Raw genomic sequence first — 18,840 nt, 5'->3', positions numbered from 1 at the left:
TTTTAATTCGATATATCGGTAATTCTAGATGTGTGTTCCTAAAAAAAAGCTGGTTCTAAACCAGCGATTCCCAGATCGGCCTTTATTCTTAGGAGTAATTGCCGGTTTTTCTGAGTAAGATCCTTTTATTAATGATATGTCGCCTCTTAAAGGAGACTGAAGTGCTGAGTTAAAAGTAGTATTATTAAATATTTAGAATTCTCGATATCCTATGCTTAAAAAAAAGTTACAACGTAACTTTTATGAAATTTGCCAGATCCTGGATTTTTTCTTCATTACGCTTATAGTAAGTCCATTGTCCTTCTCTTACTGATTTTAGCAGGCCACAATTTACCATAGAGGTTAGATAGGAAGAGGTTGTCGATTGTGAAAGCCCGGCTTTCTTTTGAATCACACTCATACAAACACCATAGTCTTTTACTTCAGGCTCAATATCTTCAAGCGCAAAATGTTCATGAGGATTCTTTAACCAGGAAAGAATCTGGATGCGGTGATCATTAGATAATATTTTAAATAACTCTATCATATCTGTATATCGAAAATTGTCGATACAAAGTAAGCGCATATATTTTGAAAAAGCAAGTTAGGCGCAGAAATATCACGAAATGCTAGGTTAGTAGTTTAAACTCAAAAAAGATCTATTATTGTTTAATCTAAGGGATAAGTTTGTAACTTATTTATTTTAATTCAGCGTTAATGATAATTTTATAAGAACAAAAATAATCAGCAATCAAACAAAAGCTATAATTTAGCTTTATGAAAATAACTCTCTACATCTTGATCGCTATTGCTGCGGTCAGCCTGATCAGCTATTGGTATCAGGTTTATGTTGCCGGCAGGTATTACGCGAGCGCCGGCTTATTCTTCACCATCATAGGCGCGCTAATTCCAATTGCAGTGATCTACATTTCTTTTCTACTCATCAAACAAATAAAAAAATAACCACACCATGAAAAACATTATTACTACTGCCTGTATTGGCCTTTTAGCGGTCTCCTTATCTTCCTGTGATCGTGCCCAATCGAATGTACAAACACTTTATACCAGCAACTGCGGCGTGAGCTGGGAGCTGATTAAAGCAGGAGAGACGGTTCCTAAAGGAGTAGGTATGTGTTCTTATAAAATTACAGTGCCAGACTATCCAATGCAGGGAGAAAGTGTTTTTAAAAGCGCATTCAAAAACCGTGTAATGGCAAAAATTGAAGTCACCTATGATTATTCAATTACTGATGCCAAACTATATATCGGTGAAGCAAAGTACCTTGGGAAAATGAATAGCGACAGTGACAGCGAAGTGAACAGCTCAAAAGCCTATGAAACAGCAGAGAATTCTGTGATCGATAAAAGGATCAAAGAAGTGGCCAGAGATCTACTTTTAAACGAGGATATCGTTGATTTCAATCAGAATGAGTTTGAAGCCGAACTCCTTAAAAATGTAAATGATCTTTTAAAAACGAAAGGTGTTACACTAAACTTCTTATCATTCGTGCCAATTCCGGAAGAACAAACCAGACAGGCAATTGATGTAGTAACTGCAATGAAGATTTACGAATCAAAAGGATTGACTGATATTGGAAAAGCGGTTTCTGCTGCAAGAGCTGGAGCAACTAAAGTCGAAGTAACTGTTCAGAAAGATGAGCAGCCAGTAAAAGAAGATTAATAAAATGAAATTAGTACAAAAGCCCTTCAGAAATGGAGGGCTTTTAAATTTTCGATACCCTGAATCCCTGGTTGCTAAAAGAAGCATGAGGGTTGACTCTGCCAATATCTAGGGAGTTAAAAAATCCGCAGGCATAACTGCTACACCACCAGGAGCCACCTCTGGCATGTACAACCTTCCGGTTTTTGGGATCTGTTTTTAAAGTCCCTTCACAAAACTCAAATACATTCCCATACATATCGTACAAACCAAAACCATTGGGTTTAAATTGGGCCACTGGGGCAGTATATAGGTACCCATCAGTTAAGTCGGGACTTAGATGATCGCGGCCATGCCAGATGTTGGCATATTGCCCGATTTTCTCCATTTCCTCTCCCCAAAAATAAGTGGTTTTTGCAGCTGAACGAGAGGCAATTTCCCATTCATCAAGTGTTGGCAATCTGACTTTCGCCCATTTGCAATAGGCTTCGGCATCCGCATAACTGATGCTGGTTACCGGATGATTCATTTTATCTTCAATCCCACCTCTGCTGATTCCATTTGGGAACCTCCAGTAAGCTGTACTATCACTCATCCAGCGGAATTCTGCAAGGCCGACTTCAAATACCATCGCGTTTTTGAACCGTTCTGCATCGGTTTTATAATTTGTAGCCAAAACAAATTGCTCAAATAAACGGTTGCTCAGCTCTGTGACAGCCAGGTCAAAACCAGGCGTGCTAACTTTCCTCAACCTGTTAAGCTGATGTTCGCGACCGCCTAACCAATATTCCCCTTTTGGGATATGGACAAAACTGGTGTCTGATTGTGCTACAGCTTGCTGGCTGAATGAACATGCTCCGCAAAGCAGGAGTAACCTTATAAATTTATTTTTTACGACCATTATAGAAAGCCTCTGCTCTGCTGATGATCAGGTCTTCATTGGCCTGGTTAAGGTTAATAAAACTCCAAAACGAACTATTGCCACCATACAGCTTAGAATAAGAAGTAGAAGTCATGAAAGGCTGGTAATCATTTTTCTTCATCAGCTGTATCAGCACAGTAAGGATGTCATGGTCTTTTTTGTCAATTTTATAAGTCTTGATCAGTAAAGGAATGGCCTCCCAACCATTGATGTGTTCAATCGCGATTTTATAATTCAATCCTACTCTCTTACTTCTGTTGACTGATTCTGAGATGATAGAGATCACTGAGTCTCTATTGCTGATCAGGAAATTGAGCTGTCTTTCACTCCAGTTTGCCTCATCAAAAGCATCAGGTAAATTGCCGAAAATCTTCTGATCTTCTTCTAAAATTGGAGTAGGGATATCGCAATTCTGACTGGATACTTCTGGGTGAATCATGTGATAAGTGAACTTCTCCCTAAGTGAAAGACTCTGGTAGTTTTTTGGACTCAACACATTAAAGTAAATGTCGCTGTCTCCACCAGTTGCTTTAATATTGGCAATCATTGCTTTTACTTTAGTCAGTCCGTATGGAGGCGTAGTACTTTTTAAACGATTGGCATGATAAGCCTGACTGGCAGGACTGGCTTCTTTCCATTCCGGGTCATTTCCCTGTGCAAAAATAGAATTGGAGGACAGCAGTGCGATAACTAATAAGAGATATCGGCTGTAATTTTTTAAGGTGATGATCATCGTGTTAAACATAGGTAACCAAAGCTAATGATTTGTTGCGCTAGAATTAGAGAAGTATCAGAAGTATTTATTGTACTTTCTGTAACCTAAGCTACCAATGTCATGTCAAACCACTATACAAATTATACATGGCGCTTACGATAACCAACCTCAGCAAACAATACAACGCACAAAAGATCGCAGTTTCCAATTTTTCACTGAACATTAACAAGGGAGTATTAGGCTTGTTGGGTCCAAATGGTGCAGGCAAATCTACCCTAATGAAGATTATTGCCACCATTAGTAAACCTTCTGGCGGAAACCTTCTTTTAGATGGGATAGACATTGTGCAAAACCCCAATGCTATCCGTAAAGTGCTTGGCTACCTGCCGCAGGATTTTGGTGTTTACCCCAATCTTAATGCTTATGAGTTTTTGGAATATATAGCCGCGATGAAAGGAGTCGGGGGTAATGGGCTTAGACAGCGAATTGATTTGCTTTTAGAAGGTGTTAACCTTACCGCCGATGCCAAAAGACCAATTGGTACGTACTCCGGAGGGATGAAACAACGTATTGGCATCGCGCAGGCCTTACTGAATGATCCCAAGGTATTGATTTTTGATGAACCTACTGTAGGCCTTGATCCTGAAGAAAGAATGCGTTTCCGTGAGTTGATCTCCGATCTGGCACAGGATAGTATCATCATCCTTTCCTCACATATTGTATCCGATATTGAGACCATTGCTGATGAAGTAGCCATTATGCAAGAAGGTAAACTAATCACACATGCCCCACAACACGAAATTATCAAGCAGGCGGAGGGCCGCATCTTTGAAGTACTGGTAGATAATACGGAGCTGAACGCCTTTAAAACCCGTTATAAAGTAATCGATACTGCACGACAGGCAGATAAAATAAAGCTGCGCTATATCAGTACTGCAGAAGCTGTAGCTCCATCATCGATCCAGGTGACTGCTACTTTAGAAGACGCTTACTTGTTTTTAACCCATAATAGTAACTAAGCGTATGCAATATATTTACCCGATCCTCAAGGCCGATTACCTGCAACGTACCCGAAGCTATTCCTTTCTGATTGTACTGGCGGTTACCGTATTTATGGCTTATTCATTTATTCCTGCCCATAATGCCGGCTATACTACCTTAAGTGCTTCAGGCTATAAAGGGGTTTATAATTCGGCCTGGGTAGGCTATGTCTCTGGAATTATGACGACCATTATGTTGTCTTATTTTGGTTTTCTGTTGATAAACAGTGGCATCAAAAAGGACATTGAGACCGAAGTAGGCCTCATCATCGCCACCACACCCATCAGTAACTTTAAATATTTGTTGAGTAAACAGCTGAGTAATTACCTGGTATTACTGACCATCGCTGGCATTACTTTTTGCGTCAGCATCGTCGTATTTTTTATCCGTGGAACCGGTTATCCTTTTATACTCAGCAATTTTGTATTGCCCTACCTGTTTTTTGCGGTGCCGGCATTGTTTGTCGTGGCTGCTCTTGCAGTAGTAGGTGAGGTGTTTTTAGGTAAGCGCAGTATCCTGCAATTTATCGCCTATTTTGCATTATGCGGTATCTGTATGTCGATCATCAATAGCAGAACTGGACCCGAAAGTGTTGGCGTTTTTGACCCATTCGGACTTAGCCTGATCACCAAGAGTATTGCCCATTACATCAATACTCATTTCAATGAAAATATCAAAAGCGTATCCTTTGGCTTTCTTTTTAATGGACAGAGAACCTATAAACTCTTTGCCTGGGAAGGTCTGAATTGGTCGGCCATGTTTATTGTGAGTCGTGTACTGTGGATGGGCCTTGGTTTAGGCCTGGTTTATGTATCCTCACTGTTTTTTCATCGCTTTGATTTTAAGCAGGCGCTAAGCACTAAAAAGAAGAAAAATGCTGCAGGAAACGGAGTAGAAGCGAAATCTATAGCCAAGCCTATTATTGGCATAAATAGGGCAGCCATGCCAGCCCTCAATTTTAATTATGGGATTTATCCTTTTGTGAAGACAGAGTTCTTATTGCTGATCAGACAAGGTAATAAATGGCTGTGGTTATTGAATGGTGGTTTATGGCTGGCCATGTGTTTTGTACCATTGCATGTGGCCTATAGCTATCTATTGCCCATATTACTGTTTTTGCAAGTCACCCGCTGGTCGGAGCTGACCACCAAAGAGAAAACCAACCGCGTTCATTATTTTGCCTATGCCTCTTATAAACCATTGCAGCGTATGCTCCCTGCACAGGTTTTAGCAGGACTAACTTTGGCAATCGGGCTCTCATTGCCTGTGATCATTCGCTGTGCTATAGCAGCTGATAGCTATGCCATTCTAAATATCATCAATGGCGCAATGCTGATTGTTTTGTTAGCGGTAACCTTAGGGATAATAACAGGTGGTAAAAAGCTTTTTGAGGTGTTTTTCTTTTTGCTTACCTATTCCGTAATGAACAAAGTACCGATAACGGATTATCTGGGCAGCCTACCTCATCAGAATAAAACCCTGTTTATGCTCATAGTATTGGGGATAAATGTGGCCTTAGCCATAGCTGGTTTGATGACGAGGAAGTATCAGGCCAGGCATTTGTAATCAAAAACGACTATTCGATTTTGCTCCTCGCTTGCCCTCTGATAAGCCTGATCGCTAACTGAATTTCAATCCCTGAAATAGAAATATATTTTTTCAAACAGAAGAGGCTCAAATGTTTTGAGCCTCTTCTGTTTAATTATTTTTTTTTGGTACAGGTTTCTTGAATCGGTTATCAATAATTCTATAGATTACAGCAAAAACATAACTCAAAGCAATGGTTAATACCCACATTATTGGATAATAGGATAAACCTTCTGGAGTTATATTTACCCTAGCCAGGACTTCGAACAGTATCCTGATGATTAGTGCATGTATCAGATATATTTCCAGGGAATAACCACCGATGGATTTAAATATAGTCATGATTTGAGTCTTCTGATTTGAGATCAGCAGCGATATTTTATACACTACAAGAATCTCAATTAAGAAGAAAAATGGGTCTACGGCCTTAGATACATTAAAATATTCAGCAGGAATAGATTCGTATTTAAATAGCTGCAATCCATAATAGAGCGGCATTATTTTTACCACATTTAAGATCAATATTAAAAACAATCCGATTTTAATATTGACCATGCTTAATATTCTGTCCTTATTTTCTAAGAAGTAAAACCCTAACACGAGCCAGAAAATATAGCTCAATGCAAATGGGAATGAGAAATTATCATAACCTAATGCTTTACCGGTATCATTTATAACATTGTCTCCAAAATTATTCCATAAGAACTGAATTAAAAAGGTGCAGAGTAGAAAATTTAATTTATACTTTTTGTATAACTTCAGTAGCAGGGGATATAAAAGATAAAACTGGAATAAGATACCGAAATACCATAAATGGTAAAATGCACCTCCTGTTACCAATTTATAGATCAACTCAAATACATCAATGTGTACTTCTTTTCCGCTTAGTTTATTGAAAAGTATGTTTACGCCAAAATATCCAAAAGAGAACAAGAGATAAATTGGGAGTATTTTTGCAAATCTTTTTCTATAGAATTTTAGTATTTCGCCGTTAAGCGACTGGTAGTTTTTATAAAGAACTATACCACTAATAAAAATAAAGGTTGGAACGGCAAATCCTGCTAAATTATCCAGGTATGCCATCGATATTTGTACGCCGCTAAAAACTGGAATAGTTGTAAAATAGGCGGTGACATGAATTGTGATTACTGCTAAAGCAGCAATTCCCCTTAAAATGTCAATTTCAAATAATTTTTGATTGTTCATTGGTTGTAAGTTGTCCGTTTTCTCTTGGTGGTGGTATATCCTTAGCAAAGTGAGGATTGTTTTTTTGATAAAACAAACTTAATGTTTTCATTGATTTCGCAGGCTGCCTTATTAATTTAATTCTTTATTTTTTTGCGTGTGATTTATAATCATAGCTTTAAAAATGATATTTCTGCTGCCTGTCCAATAGCTGAATTTTTTCCTTATCATTGACCAAAATAATTCGCCTGAATTATCTGACCATAAATTAAGCCTTCAAACATGCTCCTGTTTCAAAATTCAATACGATCATTCACTTTTATTATTTTCTTTTTTCTACTTTATTCTGTTAATCTTTTTGCTCAGCAGCCAGCAAAAAAGATTACTGCAGATCCTCTGTTTTTCATTGATGGAAAAGAACTGCTAAAATCCGAGATGGCGAATATTAATCCTGATGATATCGCAATGGTGACTGTACTAAAGGAACATACTTTTAAAGAATATGGCGAAAAGGGTAAAAATGGAGTCGTCTTAATTGAAACCAAAGTTTACGCCAGGAAACGTTTTCAACAGTACCTATCAACAAAATCGGCTAAGTACAAGAGCTTACTTGGAGATAATTCTGATGATCAGAATATTCAGTACATTTTAAATGAAAAGGTCTTAAACAAAAATTATGAGGGAGATCTCGCAAGTATTGACGATAGTACGTTTATAAGTATTACTGTTATTAGTGCTGAAGATCTCAAAGCCTATAAGGTTACAGGTAAGCAGTATGGGCTGCTCATTAAAACCAAGGTTGAAAAAGCTAAGGTTGAAAAAACAAAGGTTAAAGCTGAAGCGGTAGAACAAGTAGTTCAGCAAAGTAAATTTGAACCTGAGTTGCTGATTCTTTCAGTGGGGAAGGTTAGTTTTGATCCTTCTGCAAGGAAGTCCATCGAAGAAAAAAATAAGCAGTTAAAACAAGAGTTCAGTAAGGGCGAGCAAATGGACCTGTCAAATGTTGAACAAGAAAACAACCGGTTGATGATGCAAAGTGCCGTTACTTATGCTGAAAACGTTAATTTTTTTAACCAAATTTCTATGCTTTCCCAGAATTACCTTAGCTATCGGTTTATAGAGCGATTTCCAAATACGCTCATACTTTTAAAAGATAAAATTGCAGAAAATGGCTTAACTGACTTGGCAAAGATTGCAAGAGAGGAAAATATGCCCTATGTATTGAATTTCCCATCAGCACATATTTCAAAAGAAAGGGGAGGGTTTGTACTTCAGCTTAAAGTTCAGTTATATGAAGCGGAAAGTAATTCTTTAATCCTGGACCAAGCATATAATGGTGATCAGACCAATCAGGGTTTTGAATTTGCATGCGATGGTTCTATCCAATGTACAATTAACAATGCTTTGTCTGATGCTTTGACTGATGTTATTCGCCAAATTGCATTAAATAATAAAACGCTGCAAGCTGAAGGGGTACTAGCCAAAAAAAGATTTGATTTGATTAAAACTGAAATCTTCCTTAAGAATAACGACTTGTCATTCATTAAATCTGTTATTAGTCAGTCGGATAAGTCGATCAACCTTAATGATCTGTACCAAGGTTTTTATAGTGATGATAAAAGTAAATTTATTGGATTTTTCTTTCGGAACGTAGATAAACAACAGCTGAAAGACCTTTCAGAAAGCAAAAACGATCATAATGTTCAGATCCTATCGGGGGCATCACTGAACGATAAAAATGTGCTGGATGTTCCACAGAGCTGTGCTTATATTGTTAAAGGGCTTTCAAGTAATGGGAAATGGTATTATCAAAAAGATAAGGTGACGTATTTTGAGGCAGAAAATGAAGACGAAGGTAAGTTAGAATACCTTAATAATCTTCAAAAATGGGACTATTTTAAAAAGAAGCTTATTGTTGTTGATCCTGGCTTTTGGGAGGGAAAGCTTTTTGAGAAAATAGAGGATAAACGCAAGGATCCTAATTGGGAAAAATATCAGGAGATGTGGGAGTCTAACGAGCGGGAAGATCGAGATTACATTGGTATGTACAAAATTGTCGCCGATCAGATGAAAGAAGAAAAGAAACTAGCGGAACGTGTTCTTATGGATAGTATTGCCATTCATGTTTTTAAGCCATTTTACGATGCAGCGATTAAGTCAGGGCAATACCAGATTTCTGGCTATAATCCTGTCTTGAAAGATAATTTGTTTATTTATAATACGGATAAAAGTATGATCATTAACCCTATAGAAATTACCGATGGTAAAGGCCAGATTAGTCTTCGGTATTTTGTCTTCCTTCGGAGTTCTGGAGAAGTACATGAATGGAACTACTTCCCTGCATTTAAAATGAAAAAGAGAAGTATTGAAAATGGAATAATGAAGAATCTTGCAACAATTACGAAATGGGATTACTCATATGATACTTTGGATGATGAACAGTTCTGGAGTAACTATGTGTTATTGAAAGAAAACGGAGTGTTCAAGTATCTTAAATAGTTGAATGATCATACAAAGTAAATTTTCTCAAATCAGCGATTAAACATAAATCAGTTAGGGAATGGTTCGATAAGCACCCAGTTGGATCCGATACGGAGCGGTATGGTTCTTCTTAAGCGCTAATCTCAAGTTTATAGCCTTTGCCGCGTATAACAAGAATGTTGATATTCGGATCAAGTTCCAGTTTTTTTCTAAGTTTTGATATGAACATATCCAGACTACGCCCTACAATAACGCCTTCATCCTCCCAGATCTCTTTTTGCAATCTGCTTCTCTCAATAGTCTCGTTAGGAGATAAAGCGAAAATGTGTAGTACGCGGGTTTCAGTTCCGGTCAAGTCTATGGTTTTTCCATTTATGATGAGCTTACGATTCTTTACGTCGAACGATACAGTGGCTAAAGTTAACATATCAGTATGCTGCCCCTGAGCTAAGGCTCTTCGCGGCTTAACCGATCTAAAAAATATAAAACCAACGAATGCTAAAAAAGGGAGGCCAGCTAGAATATAACCTTTGGTTGTTGCATTTATACCTGTCGGTTTGAATATAATGTTAATCCTGTAACATGCTATGGGCTGCGCTCTTCCTATACATGCCACAATATCATCTTTTTTATTTTGGGATATAGCGAATCCATAGACTACACGGTTCTTGTCGCAGCTCAGAACATTAACAACATAATTAGCTGCTAGCGGGTCTTTTGCCAACAAACGTCTGGTAGTATTCACCAGGGAATCCGGTTGAAAAGAAAAATCATTCTCAAACCTGATCTGGTATTCATTTTCGCTGATCTTCTCTACGGGCAGCACCCTTGATTTACTGTCGCCAGACTGTAAGAGCAGTTCATGTCCAACTCTACGGAGCAAAACTTCTCTTCTGGAATTATCAAAATCGTCACTATCCTCTATGCTGAATGCCAGGCAGATTACAGAGATAAACAAGAGTATTATCGATCCGAACAGGTGTTTGCGTTTCCCGGAGATGAGATTTCGGCTAAAATGCATAGTGTCAGGTTTTTATTTACAAAGTTTACATTTTTATTTACAATCCTGACTCTTTTGAGGGAAAGATATCAAAGTAATTTCGCTGAATCAATTTTAATAGGATATGAAAAATAAAAGAAACGTTTTTTACAGACTGCTGATCATACTGGCAGGAGTAATTTATTTTCCTGTACAGGCTCAGCAAAAAAATGGCGCTCAAGGTGTCGTTGAAAGCAAAGGAGTAATTACTTCTTATGGACCCAAAAGTATCGTTCGTACCATCAAGCAAGATCGAAAGGGCAATATTTGGATAGCTTCATGGGAGGGTGTTTTTAAATATGATGGAAAATCTTTTACCAATATTACAAGTAAACTGAGTTCGGCCCGCTTTTTTTCTGTTTTAGAAGATAGAAAAGGAAACTTTTGGTTCGCTTCTGTTGGCTCAGGTGTTTATTATTACAATGGGAAATCCTTTCGAAATTTTACCACCAAGGATGGGCTTGCTAATGATCGGGTTACTCATATCTATGAAGATAAAACCGGTAATATTTGGTTTGGCACTGAAGGAGGAGCAAGCCGTTACAATGGGAAATCCTTTCAAAATTTTAAAATGAAAGCAGGAGCCAGGGTTACTCAGTCTGATTCTATCCATATTTCGGCTTACCAACATCCACTACCAGAAGATCATTGGATGCATAATGATGTTAATGCTATCATTGAAGACAAAACAGGGAAACTTTGGTTTGGTACCAGGGGTTATGCCTGCGTTTATGATGGAAAGAAATTTACCACTATAACCAACAAAGACGGCAAGCCTTTCGAGAATGTTCGTTCAATCATCAAAGATAAAAAAGGCAATATTTGGCTGGGGGGACGTGATGGTCTTTGGCGCTATGACGGCAGTACATTTACCAATTTTACTCAGAAGTTTGTTGGTTATATCTACGAAGACAAAAAGGGCAATATATGGACTAGTTCAGAAAGGTCTAATGACCTAAGTAAGGTGCTTCCTGATAATCGCGCTAAAACTGCAGCTTGGGCACTTTCCCGTTATGATGAAAAGTCCTTGTCTAATAAAAAACCAACTGTAACTGAAATAACAAATAAACCAATGATCTTTGGGATTTTAGAAGATGACAAAGGAAATATCTGGTTTGGTACTTTTGATGGAGTGTATCGTTATGAAGGAAAAACCATTATTTAGCCCATTTTCTATATCATTGTTATTCGCTAGAAAAGATGCTATTGCATATATTTGAGCGTTAGCTGTAATACCAACCGACCGCAGATGACGACAAAAAAGAATATCAATTGACCATATATTTTAACTGACTAATGACCAATACCTGTTTAAATTGTAACGAAGTAATTTTAGAGAAATTTTGCAGTAATTGTAGCCAGGCGACATCTACGCACAGAATCTCGTTAAAACACGTTTTTCAACACGATTTTATTCACGGAATATTTCACTTCGACAAAGGCTTTTTTTACACAATAAAAGAACTATTTACCAGACCCGGACACAGTATTAGAGAATATGTACAAGGAAAAAGAGTAAAGCACTTTAATTCTTTTGCAACCATAATTCTTTTGCTAACAATAGGTTATTTTATAAAAAAATGGACAAAATTTGATGCTTCTGTTTTGTATGATGATAAGGAAACCATAAAAGGCCTTTTGAAAGTACTAAAAGACTATTCAAAAATTACAGTCTTTCTGAGTATACCAATTGTTTCTATTGCGAGTTATTTGTTTTTTAAAAAGAGCAAACAAAATTATGCAGAAAACCTCGTCCTCAATTTGTATTTGTTATGTGGCACATTAACAATCAGTCTTATAGCAACAATCTTTACGAATTTTAGTGATAACAAAGACTACCTTGTTTCATTAAACTATTTTGCGATTGCACTGACCTTTTTTTATGTGATAATTTTCTATTATCAATACTTTTCTGTCTTTGATTTGAAGAAATACCAGTTAATAATCCGGGTTGTTATTATTGCAGTTTTGTATTTACTGACAAAAAAACTAATGGACGACTCTTTGAACATAATTGGACTTAAATATTTCAGTTAAAAACCTAGGTACTATCTTAAAAAATAAAGCTTGTCGCTGGTAAAATGGAAGGGAAATAAGAAAATTCGGCATTTGATGTGTTTTATAAGTATTCAAAGCCAGTACCTGAAAAACAACTATCATGCTGTTCTCATTTTGTATATTTGATGATTATAGCTCATAAAGCGACTATCATTTTGGAAAACATAATCAACCATTTCAATAGATATCTCCCTCTGGAAGAAGAGGAAAAACTGGCTTTGACAAGTCGTCTGACGGAAAGGAAGATCAAACGAAGACAGTTTCTTTTACAGGAGGGAGATGTATGTAAGTCCTTTACCTATGTACAAAGTGGCTGTTTCAAAATGTATGGTGTAGATGATAAAGGCGTGGAGCACAATCTTGCCTTTGCTGTTGAAGACGACTGGATTTCGGATATTGGAAGTCTGCATAAGGAACAACCTTCCAAACTGTTCATAGAAGCCATTGAACCATCTGTAGTATTACAACTGTCTAAAGGAGACTTGTGGTATTTGTATAGCAATTATCCTAAGTTTGACAGAAACTTCCGTGTAATTATTGAAGACAAATATATCGAGCTGCAAGACCGGTTATTGCAAACGGTTAGTGCCACCGCACTGAACAGGTATGAAAGTTTTATTAACCAATATCCCCAATTAGTCAATAGGTTACCCAGTACTCAGATCGCCTCCTATTTAGGTGTTACCCCCGAATTTCTAAGTAAAATAAAGAATGAGCGATTTAAAAAATAGCTTAACCCTTAATCTATATTAAGGGTATTTCTTATCCTACCTTATAAGCTCAGAACGTTTGTTCATTGCAACTTTGTATTGTCAATATCGACATACAAACTTTTAATATAAGGCGATGAACACAACAAATAAAAAAACTAAAGTAGCCGTTATCGGCTTGGGAAACATCGGTAAAGCCATTGTTGCCAATCTTGTAAAAGGTAACCATCCGGTTATTCTTTCCTCCAGAGAAATTGAAAAAGCAAAAGGCCTTTCCGATGAGATAGGCACTCTTGCTACGGCCGAAGAAATAGGTCAGGCTATCCAGGATGCGGACATCATTATTCCAGCCATCTATTTTGATAAAATCAAGGAATTTTTAGGACAATATGCCAGCGAGCTGAAGGGCAAAATAATTGTGGATGTGTCCAATCCTATTGCAGCAGATGGTAATGGAGGTTTCAAAAAGATTATTGATAAAGATGTCTCTGCCGGTGAAAGCCTCTTATCATTGATACCAAAAGATGCAAGCCTTGTTAAGGCATTCGGAACATTAGGTGCGGGTTCTTTGTCGGGAGAAGCATTTGCGGAGCCTGAAAGAAAGGTGCTTTTCTACGCGTCGGATAGTACGAACAGTAATAAACAAATAGAGGAATTGATCACCGATAGCGGCTTTAAGCCTTTTCATATAGGTGGGATCAATCAGTCTATCCGCATTGAAGTATTTGGTGATCTACATGAGTTTGGGGCATTGGGTAAGACTGTAACGCTTGAAGAAGCAAAAAACGTATTAAACTAACTAGCATTATGAGAATGGTTATTGTATCGGGAGTGCTGTTATTGTCCTTAGCTGCATGTCAAAACGGACCCAAAAATCAAGAAGATAATTTAAATATTTCTAATTCAAAAAAAACTACAGCAATGGAAAGTCAAATCACACAAACAGCAATAGAGAAATCACTAAGCATCTATTTTGATGCACTCAATAAATCGAATGTGCAACAGGCCGTTGGTCAATATACCGAAGATGGTGTTTTTATGCCTACGGGTTTCCCTACAGCCAGTGGAACGTCGGAACTTACAACAGCTTATGAGAATGTATTTAAGGCAATTCAGCTTAATGTAACCTTTAATGTTGAGGAAATTGTGTCATTAGATGATAACGTAGCATTTGTTCGCACCCAATCAAGCGGAACACAACTAATTCAGGCTAACAGTCAAAAAACAGAGGAGTTAAACAGAGAGTTTTTCTTGATGAAAAAAGATAATGGGGTTTGGAAAATAGCGCGTTATATGTTCAATCAGCCAAAGTAATTACCAGTGTAATATCAGTAATAGAAAAAGGTACCATTCGTCTATCAATGGTACCTTTTTTTTAAAAAGAGTTGTTGACAAATTCGCCCTGTTCTGAAACGATCTGATTTCCCCAGTCAGTAATTGTTTTTAAGACTGGTATAAATGTTTTTCCAAAATCCGTTAGACTGTAAATGACTTTAATAGGAGGTTTTTTGCCATATACCTTCCTCAATACTAAGCCGTCTTTTTCTAATTGTTTCAACTGTAAACTCAAAGTCATTTCGGTAATATTTGGTACTTCTTTCCGAAGCTCGTTATAACGTTTTTCAGCATCCTTTAAATGGTACAGAATTACCGCTTTCCATTTACCACCTATCAAATCCATAGCAAGACTTATCGTGCAGGGATAAGCTTTCCCTTTTAGTTTTACGTAATCACCAATACATTCTGTTTTCATCCTGCATTTTTTTTTAACCTATCCATTTGGATAGTTATTGCAAATGTATTCTACTAAAAATACATTTGCAACTATAGTTTTTATAGTTTAAAATTTTAGTAAATAATAAAGCATGATATCGAATTTAAAAGCAAATAAGGCGATGAAACAAGAAGATAGACCGCTCATCACTATAGTTGGAATTTTAGGCAAGCAGGGACGTAGTGCTGCGCATACGTTATTACAGAGCGGACGCTATCGTGTACGTGGAATTACTCGGCGCGTTGATTCAGCAGAGGCGCTTAGGCTGGCCGAACAAGGAGTTGAACTTGTCAGTTTACCACTTAGTCTGGGATATAAAAAGGATTTTGTTGAGGCGTTCCGGGGTTCGGACGGTCTTTTCATGATGACGCCAAGTATTGCCCCTCCGCAAACTCATGAGATGGACTTGGGTAAAGAGTTAGCAGACGCTGCGGTTGAAGCGGGGGTTCAGCACATTATTTTTAGCAGTTTGGAAAATGTAGATAAAATTACAGAGGGAAAAAAGTTTGCGCCACATTTTACGGATAAAGCGAAGATTGAAGAATATATTCGTACACTTCCGATCATGAGCTCGTTTATCTACATGGCTTTTTTTTACACTAACCTTATGGAATTTTACACACCTCAGTTGGAGGGCGATACCCTTGTATTTCCAATTTATTTACCAAAGGATTTTTCTGTACCATTTGTTGATCCCCTTACTGCCACAGGGCCGGCTGTTTTGGAAATTTTTTCGAATCCAGGTCAATATGCGGGTAAGTCCTTACCAGTGATTGGTGATATTATTTCAGCCCAGGAAATGGTAGACACTTTTGTTCGGGTCACGGGTAAGAAAGCGGTGTATAGCTCAGCATTCACACGGGAAAATATGCTTCGTCATTTTCCGGAATTTGGCTCAAACGAGCTTTTAGTGGCTGAGATTTTGGGCATGGCAGAATATGCAGTTGAATATGGTTACTTCAGCAAGGATCGTGATCTGCTATGGAGCCGCCAAACAAACCAAAGTAACCTTAATTGGGAAGAATTTTTGCGCAGAACTGGTTGGCAAGGGGAAAAAATTTCATATTAATCATGTATCAAACTCACACTTTATTCTCATCCTTAATTCCTTGTATATATCTTTGTTTCAGAGATGAAAAACGAGTATATCCAGAAAACCTTCGGAAACATTGATATTTATTTATTCGACCAATTGGCTAAAGGTACTTATGACGAGTGCAATGCCATTTTAGATGCTGGTTGCGGAACAGGGAGAAACTTGCTTTACTTTTTAAAAAGTGGCGCAGAGGTTTTCGGTGTAGATCAAAACCCGGGAGCTATCTCACAGCTAAGAAACCTTGCCGGTCAATTTCCCCATATCAATCCAGAAGAAAACTTCAAAGTATCAGCTGTAGAAAAGCTACCCTTTGAACCTGAGTGCTTCGATCTGGTTATTAGTAGCGCTGTACTTCATTTCGCTGAAAACCTAGAACACTTTAAAGCAATGCTGGATTCCATGTGGGGCGTGTTAAAGCCAGGAGGTTATTTTTTCTGCCGACTAGCATCAGATATAGGCATCGAATCATTGGTCCAATTCGTCGGAAATGGCCGATATATACTTCCAGACGGATCAGAACGCTTTCTTGTCAATCAGGAAATGTTACTTAGGTTCACCAAAAATCTTGGCGGAAAGCTTCATGAGCCCATCAAAACCACTAACGTACAGAGCTTAAGAAGTATGACCACCTGGTGTGTACGTAAAGCATTATAATCTTATCTTCCTCGATTGCGAATTAATCCCTTTAGCTTTTGACCTCTGAGGTTTCTAATTTCTTTTTGACCAGCATCATCAGTAATGCAGCTCCGGCGAAACAAAACATCACCAATGGTGTACTTTGAATTCCATAACTGGCTATGAAAAGGCCAGATACGGCGGTTCCAACAGAAATCCCCAGATTGCCGAAAGAAATGGAAATGCTATTTGCAAATTCCGGGGCTTCCGGGGCAGTTTCAATCATATAAGCCTGAGCGGTCAGGAAACATGGAGTTTGAAGAAACCCCCATATTGCGATCAAGAAGAATGTTGAAACAGACATTGGACCCGAAAAATAAAGCGGCAGGGTAATCAGAATCAAGGCAATCAGAAAAATGGCAGTGGTTCGGGTCACTTGCTTGCTCAGTAGTTTCCCAGCTACATAATTTCCAAGGACACCTGTAACTCCGAATAATAACAACATTAAGCTGATGGTCTCTTCATCCATACGGTTAACCTTACTTAAATAATCCGCGAAATAACTGTAAGTAGTAAAGATGGATCCAATCATTAAGAATGAAAACAAAGCACTGGCAATAAAGACGGGCTTTTTCAAAATTCCGAGCTGTGTACGATAGGATTTCTTTTCAGCGACAGGCATAGAAGGGAGTAGGGTGATGATCGTCACAAGTACAATAAAACTGATCGCAGCTTGCACCATAAATGAGAATTGCCAGTTGTTAAACAAACCTGCTAAGTAAGTAGCGATGGGAATAGTGGTGATTGTTGCAATGCCGATCCCACCAATTACAATAGCCATCATTTTATGCGCGTTTTGTTTATCTGCTGTATCTGTTGCCGCTGCAACTGCGGTAGAAACAAGTACAGGATGCAGAAAGGCAGGCAAGACCCTAATGGTCATAAGTAACCAAAATGGAGGTGCCAGGGAGGAAACAATACCGGTGATTAGAAAGATGCCCATAGTTACAGCCATTAGCGTTTTGCGGTTAAATCCTGATGCAAACATGGTCATGAATGGTCCAGCTATGGCAACCACCAATGCATAAGCACTTAATAGCAGTCCTGCTTTATCAATAGTGATTCCATAATGTTTTGCCAGTTGCGGTAGAATTCCAATAACTCCAAACTCTGTTGTGATCATGCCGATCAAGCTCAGGCATCCGATATAAGCGATTTTGTTTTTCATAAGATGATTCAATAGGATGGCCGTCCTATCATTTTGATAAGGTTAATATGGAATGAATGTTCCGTTTTAAATTCTTTAGCTTTTTATGGCATCCCAGGCTGCCTGAATATATATATCGATGGTCTCTTCCTTGAGTTCGATGTATTTGCTGTGATGTAATTTCACCAGGGAGACCAATGAACCACTTGTAAAGCCAATCCATTCTCTCACTTCGCCATTCTTAATGAATTGTTGCGCCTGTCCATCTAAATAAAGTTCATCTAGCTCTTTCACATATAAACTTCCCTTATGTTTAGCTTTAGGATCAATTGCCGGAGAATAGTAGAATTGTTCAAGAAACTGGAAATCCATGGGCTCCGCTATGAAATACTCTACCATTTTTTTCCAGAGGTAAACGAATCTTTGTCTCACAGAGCGTGTAGGATCATAGCCTTCAATCATAATTCTGGATTCTTTGGCCTTTAAATGGAAATATAGTTCATTGACCAAGGCTTCTTTATTGGGAAAGTGATTGTAAATGGCGCCCATACCAGTATTAGCTACTTTTGCAATTTCTGACATTGGTGTGGACTCAATACCTTTTTGAACGATTAACTGGAGCGTAGCCATTAAGATCTGTTCCTTTTTATTCATGTGTTGTATTTTGATAATGCAGTAAAGATAGTGAATATGGAATGATTATTCCAAATATTGAGATTTGATGTTATTGTTATGCTGCTCGATAGACGAGCTTGTATTGCAAATTCGAAA

Annotated in this window: 20 protein-coding genes; 12 read left to right on the top strand and 8 right to left on the bottom strand. The window is 37.9% G+C overall.

Annotated elements, in window-relative coordinates:
* Positions 1 to 226: 226 nt before the first annotated feature.
* Positions 227 to 526, bottom strand: a complete 300-nt coding sequence (locus tag R2S10_RS07195) for a helix-turn-helix domain-containing protein (protein ID WP_316839767.1) — start codon at positions 524 to 526, stop codon at positions 227 to 229.
* A 230-nt stretch (positions 527 to 756) separates the two neighbouring features.
* Here R2S10_RS07195 and R2S10_RS07190 point away from each other — a divergent pair, with 230 nt between their 5' ends.
* Together R2S10_RS07190 and R2S10_RS07185 are read left to right on the top strand one after the other, a co-directional pair.
* Complete coding sequence (locus tag R2S10_RS07190) at positions 757 to 942, top strand: hypothetical protein (RefSeq protein ID WP_316839766.1); 186 nt, start codon at positions 757 to 759, stop codon at positions 940 to 942.
* A gap of 7 nt (positions 943 to 949) precedes the next feature.
* Positions 950 to 1,660 carry an SPFH domain-containing protein gene (locus tag R2S10_RS07185; RefSeq protein ID WP_316839765.1) on the top strand — a complete coding sequence of 237 codons (711 nt, stop codon included), beginning with the start codon at positions 950 to 952 and terminating at the stop codon, positions 1,658 to 1,660.
* Positions 1,661 to 1,703: 43 nt separating this feature from the next.
* On the opposite strand, the gene R2S10_RS07180 is transcribed toward R2S10_RS07185, so the two are convergent.
* Positions 1,704 to 2,540 (bottom strand): formylglycine-generating enzyme family protein, encoded by an 837-nt coding sequence (locus R2S10_RS07180; protein ID WP_316839764.1) that lies wholly within the window; start codon positions 2,538 to 2,540, stop codon positions 1,704 to 1,706.
* A complete protein-coding gene (locus R2S10_RS07175; protein ID WP_316839763.1) occupies positions 2,524 to 3,294 on the bottom strand; it encodes a hypothetical protein in 771 nt (256 codons plus the stop codon). The genes R2S10_RS07180 and R2S10_RS07175 overlap by 17 nt, the downstream gene beginning before the upstream one ends.
* Positions 3,295 to 3,422: 128 nt before the next feature.
* Between R2S10_RS07175 and R2S10_RS07170 the strand changes: the two genes are divergently transcribed.
* Positions 3,423 to 4,295 carry an ABC transporter ATP-binding protein gene (locus R2S10_RS07170; RefSeq protein ID WP_316839762.1) on the top strand — a complete coding sequence of 291 codons (873 nt, stop codon included), beginning with the start codon at positions 3,423 to 3,425 and terminating at the stop codon, positions 4,293 to 4,295.
* A 4-nt stretch (positions 4,296 to 4,299) separates the two neighbouring features.
* A complete protein-coding gene (locus R2S10_RS07165) occupies positions 4,300 to 5,883 on the top strand; it encodes a hypothetical protein (protein ID WP_316839761.1) in 1,584 nt (527 codons plus the stop codon).
* 132 nt (positions 5,884 to 6,015) lie between these two features.
* Here the strand turns inward: R2S10_RS07165 and R2S10_RS07160 are convergent, their stop codons facing one another.
* Positions 6,016 to 7,110 carry an acyltransferase gene (locus tag R2S10_RS07160; protein WP_316839760.1) on the bottom strand — a complete coding sequence of 365 codons (1,095 nt, stop codon included), beginning with the start codon at positions 7,108 to 7,110 and terminating at the stop codon, positions 6,016 to 6,018.
* A gap of 261 nt (positions 7,111 to 7,371) precedes the next feature.
* Here R2S10_RS07160 and R2S10_RS07155 point away from each other — a divergent pair, with 261 nt between their 5' ends.
* Positions 7,372 to 9,588: a hypothetical protein gene (locus tag R2S10_RS07155; protein ID WP_316839759.1), complete on the top strand. Its 2,217-nt coding sequence runs from the start codon at positions 7,372 to 7,374 to the stop codon at positions 9,586 to 9,588.
* A 112-nt stretch (positions 9,589 to 9,700) separates the two neighbouring features.
* Here R2S10_RS07155 and R2S10_RS07150 read toward each other — a convergent pair whose 3' ends face one another.
* Positions 9,701 to 10,591: a winged helix-turn-helix domain-containing protein gene (locus tag R2S10_RS07150; protein WP_316839758.1), complete on the bottom strand. Its 891-nt coding sequence runs from the start codon at positions 10,589 to 10,591 to the stop codon at positions 9,701 to 9,703.
* A 103-nt stretch (positions 10,592 to 10,694) separates the two neighbouring features.
* Between R2S10_RS07150 and R2S10_RS07145 the strand changes: the two genes are divergently transcribed.
* From R2S10_RS07145 to R2S10_RS07130, 5 genes are all read left to right on the top strand, one after another.
* The gene (locus R2S10_RS07145; RefSeq protein WP_316839757.1) at positions 10,695 to 11,774 is read left to right on the top strand and encodes a two-component regulator propeller domain-containing protein; all 1,080 of its coding nucleotides are present in this window, start codon (positions 10,695 to 10,697) and stop codon (positions 11,772 to 11,774) included.
* A gap of 131 nt (positions 11,775 to 11,905) precedes the next feature.
* Positions 11,906 to 12,646, top strand: a complete 741-nt coding sequence (locus R2S10_RS24710) for a DUF3667 domain-containing protein (protein ID WP_410478949.1) — start codon at positions 11,906 to 11,908, stop codon at positions 12,644 to 12,646.
* A 176-nt stretch (positions 12,647 to 12,822) separates the two neighbouring features.
* On the top strand, positions 12,823 to 13,398 hold the full coding sequence (locus R2S10_RS07140) for a Crp/Fnr family transcriptional regulator (protein ID WP_316839756.1): 576 nt from the start codon (positions 12,823 to 12,825) through the stop codon (positions 13,396 to 13,398).
* Positions 13,399 to 13,513: 115 nt separating this feature from the next.
* Positions 13,514 to 14,176, top strand: a complete 663-nt coding sequence (locus R2S10_RS07135) for an NADPH-dependent F420 reductase (protein ID WP_316839755.1) — start codon at positions 13,514 to 13,516, stop codon at positions 14,174 to 14,176.
* An 8-nt stretch (positions 14,177 to 14,184) separates the two neighbouring features.
* A complete protein-coding gene (locus R2S10_RS07130) occupies positions 14,185 to 14,691 on the top strand; it encodes a nuclear transport factor 2 family protein (RefSeq protein WP_316839754.1) in 507 nt (168 codons plus the stop codon).
* Positions 14,692 to 14,752: 61 nt separating this feature from the next.
* On the opposite strand, the gene R2S10_RS07125 is transcribed toward R2S10_RS07130, so the two are convergent.
* Positions 14,753 to 15,130, bottom strand: a complete 378-nt coding sequence (locus R2S10_RS07125; RefSeq protein ID WP_316839753.1) for a helix-turn-helix domain-containing protein — start codon at positions 15,128 to 15,130, stop codon at positions 14,753 to 14,755.
* A gap of 112 nt (positions 15,131 to 15,242) precedes the next feature.
* Between R2S10_RS07125 and R2S10_RS07120 the strand changes: the two genes are divergently transcribed.
* Both R2S10_RS07120 and R2S10_RS07115 read left to right on the top strand, forming a co-directional pair.
* The gene (locus R2S10_RS07120; RefSeq protein ID WP_316839752.1) at positions 15,243 to 16,220 is read left to right on the top strand and encodes an NmrA/HSCARG family protein; all 978 of its coding nucleotides are present in this window, start codon (positions 15,243 to 15,245) and stop codon (positions 16,218 to 16,220) included.
* A gap of 63 nt (positions 16,221 to 16,283) precedes the next feature.
* A complete protein-coding gene (locus tag R2S10_RS07115) occupies positions 16,284 to 16,901 on the top strand; it encodes a class I SAM-dependent methyltransferase (protein ID WP_316839751.1) in 618 nt (205 codons plus the stop codon).
* A gap of 31 nt (positions 16,902 to 16,932) precedes the next feature.
* Here the strand turns inward: R2S10_RS07115 and R2S10_RS07110 are convergent, their stop codons facing one another.
* Together R2S10_RS07110 and R2S10_RS07105 are read right to left on the bottom strand one after the other, a co-directional pair.
* On the bottom strand, positions 16,933 to 18,090 hold the full coding sequence (locus tag R2S10_RS07110) for an MFS transporter (RefSeq protein WP_316839750.1): 1,158 nt from the start codon (positions 18,088 to 18,090) through the stop codon (positions 16,933 to 16,935).
* Positions 18,091 to 18,165: 75 nt separating this feature from the next.
* Positions 18,166 to 18,723: a TetR/AcrR family transcriptional regulator gene (locus tag R2S10_RS07105; RefSeq protein WP_316839749.1), complete on the bottom strand. Its 558-nt coding sequence runs from the start codon at positions 18,721 to 18,723 to the stop codon at positions 18,166 to 18,168.
* Positions 18,724 to 18,840: the final 117 nt, after the last annotated feature.

It is taken from the genome of Pedobacter gandavensis (genome assembly GCF_032678745.1).
GTDB classification, from domain to species: domain Bacteria; phylum Bacteroidota; class Bacteroidia; order Sphingobacteriales; family Sphingobacteriaceae; genus Pedobacter; species Pedobacter gandavensis_C.
This window is presented reverse-complemented; position numbering and strand designations above follow the sequence as displayed.